15 protein-coding genes and 1 pseudogene are annotated in these 13,917 nt (G+C 75.0%); 13 read left to right on the top strand and 3 right to left on the bottom strand.

The window, feature by feature from the left end; translation table 11 throughout:
- Positions 1 to 5 precede the first annotated feature (5 nt).
- The 3 genes from ACIO5D_RS01245 (at position 6) to ACIO5D_RS01255 (ending at position 2,352) form a co-directional block, all read left to right on the top strand.
- Entirely contained in the window at positions 6 to 446 is a 441-nt protein-coding gene (locus ACIO5D_RS01245) for a hypothetical protein (RefSeq protein WP_400651746.1), read from the top strand.
- A gap of 98 nt (positions 447 to 544) precedes the next feature.
- A complete protein-coding gene (locus ACIO5D_RS01250; protein WP_363606170.1) occupies positions 545 to 1,204 on the top strand; it encodes a PAS domain-containing protein in 660 nt (219 codons plus the stop codon).
- A complete protein-coding gene (locus tag ACIO5D_RS01255; protein WP_400651751.1) occupies positions 1,201 to 2,352 on the top strand; it encodes an aminotransferase class I/II-fold pyridoxal phosphate-dependent enzyme in 1,152 nt (383 codons plus the stop codon). The genes ACIO5D_RS01250 and ACIO5D_RS01255 overlap by 4 nt, the downstream gene beginning before the upstream one ends.
- Positions 2,353 to 2,590: 238 nt before the next feature.
- Here ACIO5D_RS01255 and ACIO5D_RS01260 read toward each other — a convergent pair whose 3' ends face one another.
- Positions 2,591 to 3,004: a hypothetical protein gene (locus tag ACIO5D_RS01260; protein WP_400758200.1), complete on the bottom strand. Its 414-nt coding sequence runs from the start codon at positions 3,002 to 3,004 to the stop codon at positions 2,591 to 2,593.
- A 325-nt stretch (positions 3,005 to 3,329) separates the two neighbouring features.
- Here ACIO5D_RS01260 and ACIO5D_RS01265 point away from each other — a divergent pair, with 325 nt between their 5' ends.
- From ACIO5D_RS01265 to ACIO5D_RS01310, 10 genes are all read left to right on the top strand, one after another.
- Positions 3,330 to 4,094 (top strand): serine/threonine protein kinase, encoded by a 765-nt coding sequence (locus ACIO5D_RS01265; protein WP_363606166.1) that lies wholly within the window; start codon positions 3,330 to 3,332, stop codon positions 4,092 to 4,094.
- Between the two features lie 4 nt (positions 4,095 to 4,098).
- Positions 4,099 to 5,592: a serine/threonine-protein kinase gene (locus tag ACIO5D_RS01270; RefSeq protein ID WP_400651759.1), complete on the top strand. Its 1,494-nt coding sequence runs from the start codon at positions 4,099 to 4,101 to the stop codon at positions 5,590 to 5,592.
- A gap of 177 nt (positions 5,593 to 5,769) precedes the next feature.
- Positions 5,770 to 6,870, top strand: a complete 1,101-nt coding sequence (locus ACIO5D_RS01275; RefSeq protein WP_363606164.1) for an ionic transporter y4hA — start codon at positions 5,770 to 5,772, stop codon at positions 6,868 to 6,870.
- A 189-nt stretch (positions 6,871 to 7,059) separates the two neighbouring features.
- A complete protein-coding gene (locus tag ACIO5D_RS01280; protein ID WP_363606163.1) occupies positions 7,060 to 8,379 on the top strand; it encodes a geranylgeranyl reductase family protein in 1,320 nt (439 codons plus the stop codon).
- A 251-nt stretch (positions 8,380 to 8,630) separates the two neighbouring features.
- Complete coding sequence (locus tag ACIO5D_RS01285) at positions 8,631 to 9,287, top strand: TNT domain-containing protein (RefSeq protein WP_400793545.1); 657 nt, start codon at positions 8,631 to 8,633, stop codon at positions 9,285 to 9,287.
- A 146-nt stretch (positions 9,288 to 9,433) separates the two neighbouring features.
- A complete protein-coding gene (locus ACIO5D_RS01290) occupies positions 9,434 to 10,048 on the top strand; it encodes a GNAT family N-acetyltransferase (RefSeq protein WP_400651764.1) in 615 nt (204 codons plus the stop codon).
- Between the two features lie 137 nt (positions 10,049 to 10,185).
- A complete protein-coding gene (locus tag ACIO5D_RS01295; protein WP_400793547.1) occupies positions 10,186 to 10,632 on the top strand; it encodes an HAD family hydrolase in 447 nt (148 codons plus the stop codon).
- Positions 10,633 to 10,698: 66 nt separating this feature from the next.
- On the top strand, positions 10,699 to 11,121 hold the full coding sequence (locus tag ACIO5D_RS01300; protein ID WP_400651769.1) for a hypothetical protein: 423 nt from the start codon (positions 10,699 to 10,701) through the stop codon (positions 11,119 to 11,121).
- Positions 11,121 to 11,444 (top strand): PRC-barrel domain containing protein, encoded by a 324-nt coding sequence (locus ACIO5D_RS01305; protein WP_400651771.1) that lies wholly within the window; start codon positions 11,121 to 11,123, stop codon positions 11,442 to 11,444. Before ACIO5D_RS01300 ends, ACIO5D_RS01305 begins: the two co-directional genes overlap by 1 nt.
- A gap of 6 nt (positions 11,445 to 11,450) precedes the next feature.
- Positions 11,451 to 12,029 carry a type 1 glutamine amidotransferase domain-containing protein gene (locus tag ACIO5D_RS01310; protein WP_400651773.1) on the top strand — a complete coding sequence of 193 codons (579 nt, stop codon included), beginning with the start codon at positions 11,451 to 11,453 and terminating at the stop codon, positions 12,027 to 12,029.
- Between the two features lie 6 nt (positions 12,030 to 12,035).
- On the opposite strand, the gene ACIO5D_RS01315 is transcribed toward ACIO5D_RS01310, so the two are convergent.
- Both ACIO5D_RS01315 and ligD read right to left on the bottom strand, forming a co-directional pair.
- A complete protein-coding gene (locus ACIO5D_RS01315) occupies positions 12,036 to 12,890 on the bottom strand; it encodes a DNA ligase (protein WP_400758332.1) in 855 nt (284 codons plus the stop codon).
- Between the two features lie 147 nt (positions 12,891 to 13,037).
- A pseudogene (gene ligD / locus ACIO5D_RS01320) lies at positions 13,038 to 13,916 on the bottom strand (non-homologous end-joining DNA ligase); the annotation flags it as partial.
- Between the last annotated feature and the right edge of the window lies 1 nt (position 13,917).

The raw sequence follows: 13,917 nt of genomic DNA on the forward strand, positions 1-13,917 counted from the left end.
GTGAAGTGACGGACAGTCGGGAAGAGCCGGGCGGGTCGGCGCCCGGCGCCGGCGCGAACAGCGGCGTCGTGGTGACCGGCGGCAGCACGGTGTACGGGCCCGTCGCCGGCGGCCGGGGCGCCACCGTCTGGATCGGCGCCGGGGCCGGCGCTCCCGCGGGCGGCCCGGCCGGTCCGGAGGGGCTGCTCACCGCGGCGCGGTCGTTGCGGGCCGCGCTCGCCCGGCTGCGGGACGAGCGGCCGGGCGCGGTGCCGGAGGAGGACGCGGCCGACGCGGATGCGGCCCTGGCCGAGATCCTGGAGGAGGCGGCCCTGGAACAGCCCCGGGAGAGCAGGCTCCGGCGCCGGGTGGGCGCCGTCGTGGACGCGCTCAGGACGGTCGCCCTGCTGGCGGCGGCGGTGGCCGGGCTGGAGAGCGCCTTCGCGGCGCTCGTCGCCCAGGGCTGAGCACCCCCGGACGCCCCGCGCCCGCCCCGGCCCCGCCATCGCGAGGCCGGGGCGGGCGCCTCTGGACGGAATGTCCAGCCCGGACGTACAGTCCAGAGGTGACCGAAGAGACCACCGACCCCCGCGTCCGGACCTGGTCGCCCGTCTGCCAGGCGGTGGCACTGCTCCTCGGGCCGTACACCGAGGTGGTGCTGCACGACGCCGTCCGCGACCGGGTGCTCGCCATCTGGAACCCGATGACCGACCGCGCCCCCGGCGACCCGTCGCTGCTCGGCGAACTGGACGCACTGGACCCGGCCGCGCCCGACGTCTACGGGCCGTACGAGAAACTGCTGCCCGACGGGCGGCGGCTCTCCTCGGTCAGCGCCGTGCTGCGCGACGCCGACGGGCGGCCCTCGGCGGTGCTCTGCGTCAACCTCGACCGAGGCCCGCTCGACCACGCCGCCGCCCTGCTGGCCGGCTTCGCCGCACCCACCGCCCCCCGGCCCGAACCGCTCTTCGAGCGCGACTGGACCGAGCGGATGAACGACGTCATCGGCGGCTACGTCCGCGCCCACGGCCGCCCACCGGAGCGGCTCGGCCGCGACGACCGGCTCGCCGTGCTGCGCGAACTCGACCGGGCCGGGGTGTTCGCGGTCCGCCGCGCCGTCCCGGCCGTCGCCACCGCGCTCAAGGTCTCGCGCTCCACCGTCTACACCCTGCTCGCCGAGCTCAGGGCCGAGCCCGCACCACCGGCACACCAGAGGACCGAGAGATGACCAAGCTCCCCGACTTCCGCCTGGAGACCTACTTCTCCCGCTGGGAGTTCACCGCCCGCCACCACCTCACCGCCTCGGACGCCCAGACCATGGCGATGTCCGAACTGCTCGCTCTGGCGGGCCCCGAGGACCGGCACGCCTGGGACACCCTCGCCCTCGGCTACACCGAGACCTTCGGCGACCCGGCCCTGCGGGAGGCGATCGCGGGCATGTACAGCCTGGTGGACGCCGACGACGTGATCTGCTTCGGCGGCGCGCAGGAGGCGCTCAACCTCGCCATGCAGGTGCTGCTCGGCCCCGGCGACCACGCCGTGGTGGTGACCCCCAACTACCAGTCCGCCGAGACCATTCCGCTCTCGCTCTGCGAGGTCACCGGCGTCCCCCTGGACGCCGACCGGGACTGGGCGCTCGACCTCGACCGGCTCACCGCCGCGCTGCGCCCCAACACCCGGGTCGTCTCGGTCAACTTCCCCAACAACCCCACCGGGAAGATCATCGACGCGGCCGACTTCGCCCGGCTCGCCGAACTCTGCGACGAACGCGGCATCCGCCTCTTCAGCGACGAGGTCTACCGCGGCCTGGAGCGCGACCCCGCCCGCACGCTGGCCCAGGCCGCCGACCTCTCCGAGCGCGCCCTCTCGCTCAACGTCACCTCCAAGTCGCTCGGCCTGCCCGGTCTGCGGATCGGCTGGATCGCCTGCCGCGACCGGGAGTTGCGCTCCCGGCTGGAGCGCGCCAAGCACTACACCACGATCTGCAACTCCGCCCCCAGCGAGATCCTGGCCCGGATCGCCATCAACGCCCGCGAGCAGATCCTGGCCCGCAACCGCGCGATCATCGACGCCAACCTGCCGGTCTTCGACCAGTTCTTCACCGAGTTCGCCGAGCTCTTCGACTGGCGGGCGCCGGACGGCGGCTGTGTCGCCTACCCCCGCTACCTGGGTGCGGACGGTGTCGAGGCGTTCTGCACCACGCTGGTCGAGCAGGCCGGCGTCCTGCTGCTGCCGGCGAGCATCTACCGCTCCGAGCTCACCCCCACGCCCGCCGACCGGTTCCGGATCGGCATCGGCCGCCGGGACCCGGTGCCGGCCCTGGACGCCTTCGCCCGCTGGCTGCGGGACCGCCAGAAGGCCGTTCAGGAAAAATAGAGTCGCACACGCCGGGCGGGTTCGGGGAGGAGCTCGGCGCATGGTTGGCGCGGCCTCGGCCTGAGCGCGTGCCGTGAACTTCCCGAGTGGCGGCTGAGGGTGCCGGGGGAGGGGTGGTCGGCCCGGTCGGCGGTGTCACGAGGGGCGGGCCGGCCGCCGGTTGCGGACCCGGCGACCGGCCCTGGAGAGGGGGCGCGTGGCCCCGGCTCGTGGTGGATCCCCGTTGGGCCGAGGGGGATCAGAAGGGGTTGGTACAGGTGGTGACGCGCTGGGCCACGTCCAGCAGCGGGCCGCCGGTCGCGCAGACGATGGTGAGGTCGCTGGTGACCACCCGCGGCGTGACGGCCTTGGCGAACCCGGCCTGCACGGTGGTCGCGGAGGCGGCGGTCACCCAGGGTCCGCCCCAGGTGCGCTGCGTCCGCACCTCGACCTGAACCAGCGTCAGGTGCGCGGGGTCGGCCGCCGAGACCTGCGCGACCCCGACGACGCCCCCTCCGCCGTCCTTCTCCTGCCAGACGCACGGGTGGTTGGCCACGGCGGCGCAGGCCACCGCCCCGGTTTCGTCCGTCACCGTCGCCGCCGAGGCCGGGGCGGCCAGCCCTGCCGTGATCCCTGCCACCGTGACCATCAGGGCTGCGATTTGAGCGCGCATGATATGAACCTCCTTGGAAAGTAAGGGAATCCCACTCCGTGGGATGAGTCTTGCATAAATCATGGGCATGACATATGTGCGTTGCATCACACTCAAGGTGACCGTTCAACTACATTCAGCGACCAATTGGTGTGATGTTCAGCGGCCCGGCGAACGCCGTTCAGGGAGCCGGTGACAGCACCGTTCGCCGGCCCGCCGTCCACCCGGCAGCGCCTGCCCGGCCGGCAACTCCTGCCCGCCGCCACCGCGTTCACTCGTACGAGTGGCGCAGCGGCGCGAGGCCGTTCGGGCCGCTAGGGTCGACCCGACCCATGGAGGTGGCTGCGTGGACACGGTCATCGTGCAACTGCCCGAACCCCGCCCGGGAGCCGCGCTCCGCGGCCGGCCCGAACTGCTGCGGATGGGCCCGGGGGAGGCCGCGGTCTTCGGCCGCGGCGAGCCCGGCCGGCCCGCCGTCATTCCCCTCGCCGACCAGGGCGTCTCCCGCCGTGCGGGGGAGGTCGTCGCCGCCGAGGACTACTGGCGGCTCTCCAACTTCAGCACCTCCGCGACGTACGTGGTGGAGAACCTGGAGGGCGCCGGCGAGCACGTCAAGGTGGCGCCCGGGCGGATCGGCGCGCCGGTGCCGTTCGAGTTCTCCCGGGTCCTGCTGCCGGCCCTCGGCGAACCGGCCGCCTTCAAGGTGTTCGCACCGCAACACGCCTACCTGGAGGCCGGGTCCGGGACCGGCGGCGGCGAGCGGACGGTCAGTCCGTTCGCCCTGGACCCGACCGCCAAGTACTTCCTCGTCCTGCTCGCCCTCTGCGAGCCGCGACTGCGCTCGCCGTCCGCCGCCGTCGTCCCCGGCGCCACCGACGTGGTGGCCCGGCTGCGCGCCCTGCCGTCCTGCCGGGGGCTGACCCGATCCGCCGTCAACTACCACATCGACTACCTGGTGGCCACCAAACTGCGGCTGCGCGAGGCGCCCGAGGACGACCCCGGGGCCGCCCGGGCCGGTGGAAAAAGGGAGGAACTCGTGGCACTGGCACTGAAGTTCGACCTCGTCCGGGAGGAGCATCTGGCGCTGCTCCCGCCCCGGCGCGGCTGCTGACCCCGTGGTGAGGCCCGCCACCCGGTCCGACGAACCGCCGTTCGGCATCCCGCCCGGCTACCCCGTGGCCGGCTACCGCACCGGCGAACTCATCGGTGCGGGCGCCTGGGGCAGCGTCCACGCCGCCCGCGCGCCGGGCGGCCGCCCCGACGCCGCCGTCAAGTTCCTCCGCCCCGCCCGGCTCAGCCCGGGCCAGCGCCGGACCATGGCGCAGATAGCCCGCAGCGAGATGAGCTTCAGCCGCCGCGCCGACCACCCCAACCTGATCCGCACCCTCGCCGTGGTCACCATCGACGACCCCGCGCACCCCGACCTCGACGGGGCCGTCGCCCTGGTGATGGAACGCGCCGCCCACAGCCTCCAGGACGTCCTCGCCACCGCCCGCCCGGGCCTGCCCGTCCCCGGCGCCGAGCGCGTCCTCGCCGACGTCTGCGCCGGCCTCACCCATATGCACACCGCAGGCTGGGTGCACGGCGACCTCAAACCCGCCAACATCCTGCTGATGCCCGACGGCACCGCCAAGCTCGCCGACTTCGGCCTCACCGCCGAGCTGGAGGGCACCCACGCCTACGCCCCGCCACTCGGCTCGCCCGACCACGTCCCACCCGAGTGGTGGTCCCAGCGCACCGGCGCTCGCGGTGTCGCGCTGCGCCCGAGCGCCGACATCTGGGCCTTCGGGGTCATCGCCCACCAACTGCTCACCGGCGGCCTGCACCCCTTCCTCGGCGCCACCGCCCGGGCCCGCTCGCTCGCCGCCCAGGCGTACGCGCGCGGCGCGGCGCCGCTGCGGCTGGACGAGACGTTGCGCGAGCCGTGGCGGGCGGCCGTCACCGCCTGCCTCACCCCCGACCGGGCGGCACGGGCGCGGGTCGACCTCGCCGCCCTGCTCGCCGGTCCGCCGACCCGCCCGCCGGCCGCGCGCCGCCGGCCCGGCCTGCGAACCGGGGCGGGCCTGCTCTCCGCCGCCGCCGTCCTGGCCCTCACCGGCGCCCCCGAGCCGGCCGCACCGGACCTCCGCGCGCCGCCGCCCCCGCCGCGCGGCGCGATCCCGGCCGGCTCCGACGTCCCCGAGGCGCTCCGCGGCCCGATCGGGGACGCCGCCCGGCGCTGCCCCGAGCCCGAGATCACCCCGGTCCTGCTGGCCGCGATGATCAAGGGGGAGAGCGGTTTCGACCCGAAGGCCGCCCGCCCCGGGACCAACGAGTACGGCATCGCGATGTGGACGCCCGCGGTGTTCAACGCCTGGGCGCAGGACGGCGACCACGACGGCGTCAAGGACTACATGGACCCGGCCGACGCGATCGCCTCGATGGGCAACTACGTCTGCTGGCTGGACCAGCAGATAAAGCGCCGGGGCTTCACCACCGACCTGCCCGCCCTGGTCACGGCGGCCTACCGGACCAGCGACAAGACCGTGGCCGACGCGGGCGGCGTACCCGACCGGGTGAAGGCGCATGTGACGAAGGTGCTGGCGTACCTCGCCGAGTACGGCGGCTGAGCGGCCCGGGCGGCCGGGCCGTGCCACGGGCCCCGACGGCGGCTCAGCACGGCCCTCTGCGCGGCCCCGCGTGTCTCCGCGCGCCCCTGCCGTGACCCCGTGGCGGCCCGACACCGGCCGGGCCGCCACGGCGGCGTTGCCCGGCGACGGGGGGTCCGGTCTGGGATGCTCGGCCGCATGATCACGAAGCTCCGTGCAGTCACCGCGCAATGGACCGTCGTCGTTCCGGTGCTCTCCTTCGTCGCCCTCGTCCTGACCTGGCACCGCGACCTGCCCGGATGGGTGGTCGGCGTGGTGGCCTGCTTCCTCGCCGGCGCCGTGCTCGCCGCCGTGCACCACGCCGAGGTGATCGCCCACCGGGTGGGGGAGCCGTTCGGCTCCCTGGTGCTGGCGGTCGCCGTGACGGTCATCGAGGTGGCGCTGATCGTCACGCTGATGGCCGACGGCGGCGACAAGGCCGCCACCCTGGCCAGGGACACCGTGTTCGCCGCCGTGATGATCACCTGCAACGGCATCCTCGGCCTCTCCCTCCTGGTCGCCGCCGTCAAGTACCGGGTCGCGGTGTTCAACGCCGAGGGCACCGGCGCGGCGCTCGCCGGCATCGGCACCCTCGCCACGCTCAGCCTGGTGCTGCCGACCTTCACCACCAGCTCGCCGGGCCCGCAGTTCTCCTCCACCCAGCTGGTGTTCGCGGCGACCGCCTCGCTGGTGCTGTACGGGCTGTTCGTCGCCACCCTGACGGTCCGGCACCGGGACTACTTCCTGCCCGTCAGCGCCGAGGGCGCGGTCCTCGACGAGGAGGACCACGCCGACCCGCCGACCGCCCGGGCGGCGGCGATCAGCCTGCTGCTGCTGGCGCTCGGGCTGGTCGCGGTGGTCGGCCTGGCCAAGGGCGTCTCGCCGACCATCGAGTCCGCCGTCTACTCGGCCGGGCTGCCGTCCTCGGTGGTCGGTGTGGTGATCGCCCTGCTGGTGCTGCTGCCGGAGACCATCGCGGCGCTGCGCGCGGCGCTGCGCAACCGGGTGCAGACCAGCCTCAACCTGGCGCTCGGCTCGGCGCTGGCGAGCATCGGGCTGACCATCCCCGCGGTCGCGGTGGCCTCCGCCTGGCTCCCCGGACCACTGGTGCTGGGCCTCGGCCCGGCGCACCTGGTGCTGCTCACGCTCACCGTCGCGGTGGGCACGCTGACCATCATCCCGAACCGCGCCACCCCGCTCCAGGGCGGGGTGCACCTGGCGGTGCTGGCGGCGTACGTGGTGCTCGCGGTCAACCCCTGAGCCGCGCGCGCCTCCTGTGGCTCCCACGCCGCCGCGTGCGCCGCCTACCGCACCACCCCCTGCGCCCCGGTGGCCGGTAATGACCGGTCCTCGGGGCGGGTCAGCGTGTCGGGGCGCGGCACGGCCGTCGCTGTCCCTATCGTCTGAGACCGCTGAGTCCACAGCCGACCAGACCCGTGGGAGTGCGCGATGCCCGGCCCAGAGCAGCAGTTGTCCGGTAACGGCGGCGTCGGCCGCGCGGAGGACGGCGCGGACGTGATCGTGGTCGGCGCGGGCCCGGCGGGCTCCACCACCGCGTACCACCTGGCCCGGACCGGGCTCGACGTGCTGCTGCTGGAGAAGTCGGCCTTCCCCCGCGAGAAGGTCTGCGGGGACGGTCTGACGCCGCGCGTCGTCAAGCAGTTGACCGATCTCGGCATCGACGTCTCCGAGGAGGCCGGCTGGCTGCACAACCGCGGGCTGCGCCTGGTCTCCGGGCGGCGCCGGCTGGAGCTGGACTGGCCGGAGCTGTCGGCCTTCCCGGGGCACGGACTGGTTCGGCGGCGGGCCGACTTCGACGAACTGCTCGCCCGCCGCGCCGCCTCGGCCGGCGCCCGGCTGATCGAACGGGCCTCCGTGGCGGGCCCGTTGCTGGACGAGCGGACCGGCCGGATCATCGGGGTGACGGCCCGCCTCGGCGAGGAGCGGCGGCCCGTCTCCTACCACGCGCCCCTGGTGGTCGCCGCCGACGGCAACTCGACCCGGCTGTCGCTCGCGATGAAGCGCTACCGCCGCACCGACCGGGCGATGGGCGTCGCCTACCGGACGTACTTCACCACCCCCCGGCACGAGGACCGTTACCTGGAGGCCTGGCTGGACCTGCGCGACCCCAGGGACCCGGCCCGCCGCCTGCTGCCCGGCTACGCCTGGGTGTTCGGGATGGGCGACGGTACCGCCAACGTCGGCCTGGGCGTGCTGGACACGGGCGCCGTGGCCCGCGAGCTGGACTGGCGGGACCTGCTCCGGCGCTGGTGCGCCGAGCTGCCCCCCGAGTACGGCTACACCCCCGACGGCGTCACCGAGCCCGTCCGCGGCTCCGCCCTCCCGATGGGCCTCAACCGCCAACCCCACTACGCCGAAGGCCTGTTGCTGGTCGGCGACGCGGGCGGCACGGTCAGCCCGGCGACCGGCGAGGGCATCGCGTACGCGATGGAGTCCGGCCGCTACGCCGCCGAGACGATCGTCCAGGCGCTGGCCCGGCGCACCGACCGCGGCCGTGAACTCGCCCTGCGCGCCTACCCGCAGGCCCTGCGCTCCGCCTACGACGGCTACTTCGCGCTCGGCCGGGTCGTCGCCGACGTGCTGGGCCGCCCCCGGCTGCTCGGCGCGGCCGGTGCGCTCGGCCTCGGCCACCCGGCCCTGCTGAAGGTGGCCTTCCGGCTGATGGTCAACCTGACCGAGCCCAACTCCAGGGATGCCCTCGACCGGCTGCTGCACGCGCTCGGCAGGATCGCGCCCAGCAGTCGGTGACGGCGGACTTGCGTCCGAACGGGGCGCGCGCCCCGCGTGCGACCTTTCAGTTTCCACGCCCTGATGCAGTCCCGCACGCCGGTTGGCCGAAATCGGAGAATTCGACAGCCATATGGATCAGTCGTATTGACGAAGGATCATCTGATCCGATTGCCTAGGTGTCAGCTCGGACACGGAGGGTGACCAGCCGTCCTTCGATCCGCTCCCACGCTGATACGACGTCACTATGACGCCTTTACGACGGAGACATCGTGCGCCTTCGCCTTCGCCTGCTCGTCGCGCCGCTCGCCGCGGTCGTCGCCCTCCTCGCCCCGGGCGTCCCGGCGTCCGCTGCCGCGGCCGGCGCCACCCCGTCCAACGAGTGCTCGACCGCCGACCACCACGGCGACCCGCGCCTCGGCCCCGAGGACCTGCCGACCACCGGCCCGGTCGGCCGCGAGCTGATCGGCTACAAGCGCACCGGCAACCTCTCCGAGGACAAGTTCCTCGCCACCTACTACAGCCCCACCGCCAACAACGGCAGCCCGGGCTGGGTCTACCCGCCGGCCAACGGCTACGTCACGCTGCCCGACGGCACGCCGATCGAGTTCGAGCTCACCCTCTACCCGAACCAGAACATCGACCGCTACGGCAGCGAGTACGGCTCCTTCCTCGCCCCGGAGGGCCTGCCCTACGCCACCCGCTCGATCCCGCCGCAGAGCCTCGACAGCAACCCGGCGGCCACCTGCAACTACCACGACTACAAGGTGCTGAAGCCGTTCAAGGTGCACGCCGGCCCGATCGCCCCCTGGTTCGGCCAGCCCGGCTACGGCCTGCAGTACCAGCTCGACGCCGCCCTGGTGCCGGGCGGCCCGGCCAGGCTGAACGTGCTCTGGCTGGTCGACAACGGCTACCTCGCCCGGATCTGACGGGCTCCGCGCCCGCACCCGCGCCCGGTGGCGGCACGGCCTCACGGCCTGCCGCCACCGGGCGCCGCCGTGACCGCCCCGCGGGTGTCGCGCCGGGCGGTGAAAAACCGGTGGTGCGGGGGCTCGGGGCGGGGTAGGAAGGGCGGATGAACCCCGTGGAAACCACCGCCGACCACCGTCCCTTCGCCCCGGCCACGCTGGACCTGGGCGACCTCCTGCTGCGCCCGTGGAGCCGGGAGACGGACATCCCGGGCGGTGCGGTGGCCGGTGTGATCGCCGCGGCGGCCGATCCCGCGATAGCCCTGTGGAACCCGATCCGCGCCGCCGACCGGGCCGGGGCCGAGGCGTACCTCGACCGCTGGGCGACCGGCTGGGCGAACGGCACCACGGCCGCGTTCGCCGTCACCGACACCGCCGGCGGCGAACTGCTGGGCAATGTCGCCCTGCGGTGGATCGACCGCGCGGACGGGCTGGCGATGATCGGCTACTGGCTGCTGCCGGGCGCCCGGGGCCGCGGCGTCGCCACCCGGGCCACCCGGGCCGTCACCAGCTGGGGCATCGCCACGGCCGGCACCCGCCGGACAGAGATCGCCCACGCGGTGGGGAACGAGGAGTCCTGCCGGGTCGCCGAGCGCTGCGGCTACCCCGCCGAGGGCATTCTGCGCGCCTCCCACCGCTTCGGCGACGGCGAGTACCACGCCGAGCACCTGCACGCCCGGCTCGCCACCGACCCCGAGCCGGCCGCCCTGCCGGTCCGGTGACCGCCCGGCCCGGGCGGTGTGGTGCCGGGAGCGTCCGCGCCGGGCGCGGGCCGGGGGTAGGGGCCTAACCTGGAAGGGCGCGCCGGTGCGTGGTGCGGGAGCGGGGCCCGCGCGGGACGGAACGGGAACGGTGGGCCATGACGGTCATCTCGGCAGCACTCTTCGGAACCGACTGGTGTGACGCGCTGCCCGGTTCCGCCGAGCTGCTGCACGAGTGCGCCGCCCGTGGCTGGACGGTGGTGCTGACCGGGCCGGGCCCGGCCAGGGCGCCCGCCCTGACCGTGACCGACCCGGGCCGCGACCCCGTTCGCGCCGCCCTCGACCTGGTGGACGGCTCGCCGTCGCACGCCGTCTACCTGGCCGGGAGCGTGCGCGAAGTGCGGGCGGCGCGGCAGGCCGGGGTGATGTGCGTCGCGGTGGAGACCGGTGGTGACGGCGGTCCCGAGCTGCGGGCGGCCGGCGCGGCCGAGGTGCACCGCGACGCCGCCGCCCTGCTCCGGGTGCTGGACGACAGCCTGCTGGCCCGCCCCAGGGCCTTCGGTCCGACGACGGCTCCCGCCGCACCGGCCGGCCGGAGCGGTTAACGCACCACCGCACCGGGCAACCGCCCGGGTGTGAGGACGTCACCGGAAGTGTCGGAGGTGACCGAGATGGACGGACCCGCGTTGAGCGGACGGGAACGCCGGCTCCTCGAGGAGATCGAGTGCGACCTCCGCCAGGACACCCGTCTGGACCGGCGGTTGAGCACGATGGGCGCCAAGCAGTCCGGCCGCTTCCGGGGCGTGCTGCACGGCGCGCCGCACCGGGTGCCGCCTGCTGCGCTGCTGACCGCCCTGGTGATGTCGGCGATCTGCCTCAGCATCGGTGTGCGGACGCCGACCGTGCCGGTGCTGACGGCCCTCGGGGTGGTGTGGGCGGCGTCGGTGGCCGTCGCGGCCGCCGCGGCGGTGCTGCTGCGCCGTCGCACCGCGAGCCGTGACCGGCGCGAGGACGACGCGTACGGCCGGAGCGCCGGGCCCGGCGAGCGCCCGGAGCCCCCCGAACGCCGTCCCTGGGACCAACCGGAGGCGTGATGACCACCGACCTGTGGGAGTACCGTCCGGGCTCCCATCACGCTGCCGATCTGAGCCTGGCGGGCTACGAGGTGGAGGCGACCGACGGTCCGCTCGGCCGGGTGGAGAGCGATGCCGCCGACCACCTGCTGGTGGACACCGGGCCCTGGGTGCCCGGCGCCCGGGTGCTCGTCCCGGTCGGGCTGGTGTCCCGGATCGACCACCTGGAACTGGTGGTCCACCTCGACTGCCCGCGCGCCCGGATTCGCTCCGCCCCGCCGCCCTCGGCCGTCGAGCTGACCGCCCGCGGCCGCTCCGCGCTGGCCGAGCACTACACGGGGTGAACCCCGATGCCCCTGGTCACCCTCACCGGCCGGACGGTCGCCTTCCTGGTCGCGCCGAAAGGCGTCGAGCAGGTCGAACTGACCTCCCCCTGGCAGGCCGTGGCCGAGGCCGGAGGCACGCCGAGGCTGGTCTCCACCAAGCCCGGGCGGGTCCAGGCCTTCCGGCACCTGGACCGCGGCGACACCTTCCCGGTGGACGAGGTCGCCGCCGAGGCGGACCTCGTCCGCTACGACGGTCTCGTCCTGCCCGGCGGGGTCGCCAACCCCGACATCCTGCGGATGGATCCGGCCGCCGTCGCCTTCGTCCGCGCCTTCTGCGCGTCCGGCCGGCCGGTCGCGGTGATCTGCCACGGCCCGTGGACGCTGGTGGAGGCGGACGCCGTGCGCGGGCGGACGCTGACCTCCTGGCCGAGCATCCGGACCGATCTGGTCAACGCGGGCGCCCGGTGGGTGGACGAGGAGGTCCACGTCTGCCGGGCGGGCCCCGGCGTCCTGGTCTCCAGCCGCAAGCCGGCCGACCTCCCGGTGTTCAACGACACCCTGGTCACCGAGTTCGCGCACGCCGCCAGGGCCCGAAGACATTAGGCGTCCTCAGTCGCCCCGGAGCCGGACGAAGGCCGCCGTCGGCGGACGCCCGGGGGTGACGGTGACCTCGGCCCGCAGTGCCGCGGTCAGCGGCAGGATGCTCCCGTGGTCCGGGTCGCGCACCGGTGGGCCCAGCCGGCCGGCCGCCGCCTCCGTGACCCGGTGGGCCTGCACCGGGGTCAGCCGCGGGGCGGAGAGCAGGACCCGGCCGTCGTCGAGTTCCAGGACCAGCGCGAGCGGCCGGGCGGGCGTTCCCACGACGGCGCGCACCGTCGCGTCGACGGTGTCACCGCGCCGGTACTTCACCCAGAGCCGGCCGGCGCCGCGGGCACGGTAGCCGGAGCCGGCGGCCTTGCAGACCAGGCCCTCCACACCGGTGTCGGCCAGCCGCTCCATCCAGCTCATCGCCTCCGCCCGGTCGGTGGTCGCCAGCACCGGCTGGACCGGCGGCGGTACGTCGGCGAGCGCCGCGAGCAGCAGCCGGCGCCGGTCGGTGAGCGGCAGCCGCCGCACGTCGCGCCCGGGCAGGGCGAGGACGTCGAAGGCGATCAGGCCGAGGGCCACGTCGCCGGCCGTCCGGTCCTGCCGGGTGCGGAGCAGTTCCTCGAAGGCGAACCGGCCGTCGTGCCAGGCGACCAGCTCCGCGTCCAGCACCAGCCCGGCGGGCAGCCGGGCGACGGCGGCGGCGATCGAGGGGAAGTCGGGCGCGAGATCCCGCCCGGAGCGGGACTGGAGGTACGGCGGGCGCCGGCCGCGCGCGAAGGCCACACAGCGGAAGCCGTCCAGCTTGAGCTCGTACAGCACACCCGAGCCGCCCAGCCCGTCCTGCGGCGGGACGGCCGGCACGGCGGCCGGGCGCATCACCTCCACCGGCGGCTCCAGGACGACGGGACCGGCGGGCCGGGCGGCGCGAGCCCCGGCGGCCGCCGGGGCAGTGGGGGCCGTGCCAGCAGGGGGAGCCGGGGCAGGGGGAGCCGGGGCAGGGGGAGCCGCCGACCGGGCGGCCGGCGGCAGCGGACGGGCTCGTGCCGGGTCGAGCAGCGGCGCGAGGAGATCCCCGTGCTCGGCCAGCCGCCCCGGCACCTCCGCGATGGTGAACACCAGCTCCTCCGCCGACCGTGCCCGCGCGAGCTCCGCCCAGGAGAGCGGTGCGGAGACCGTCGGGCGGGCCCGGGCCCGGACGGTGTAGGGCGCGGCGGTGGTCTTCCTGGCGGCGTTCTGCGACCAGTCCACCAGCACCCGCCCGGTGCGCCGGGCCTTCGCCATGGTGTGCACCACCAGGTCCGGACGCTCCGCCTCCAGCGCGGCGGCCAGCTGTTTGGCGTACCCGGAGACCCGTGCGCTCGGCGTCGGTTCCAGCGGCACCATCAGGTGCAGCCCCTTGGACCCGGAGGTCTTCACCCAGGCGTCGAGCCCGTCCGCCGCCAGCCGTTCACGCAGTAGCCCGGCCACCGTCCGGCAGGTCAGCACGGAGGCGCCCTCGCCCGGGTCGAGGTCCAGGACCAGCCGGTCGGCGAGCCCGGGCGCGGCGGCGTGCCACTGCGGCACGTGCAGCTCCAGACAGCCGAGGTTCGCCGCCCAGAGCAGGGCGGCGCCGTCGTCCAGGACCACCTGCCGAAGGTCTCCGCCGTCGCTCGGCACCTCCACCGTGCGCACCCAGCGCGGGGTCCCGGCGGGCGGGTTCCTGGCGATGAACACCTCGCCCTCCACCCCGTCCGGGCAGCGCAGGAAGGAGACCGGACGGTCGCGCAGGTGCGGCAGCAGAGCGGTGTGCACGGCCGCGTAGTAGCGCAGTACCTCGCCCTTGAGCGTGCCCGTCCGCGGGTAGTACACCTTGTCGAGGTGCGAGAGCGCGAGGGTGCGCCCGTCCACCACCATCTGCGGCATG

It is taken from the genome of Kitasatospora sp. NPDC087315 (genome assembly GCF_044744345.1).
GTDB lineage: Bacteria > Actinomycetota > Actinomycetes > Streptomycetales > Streptomycetaceae > Kitasatospora.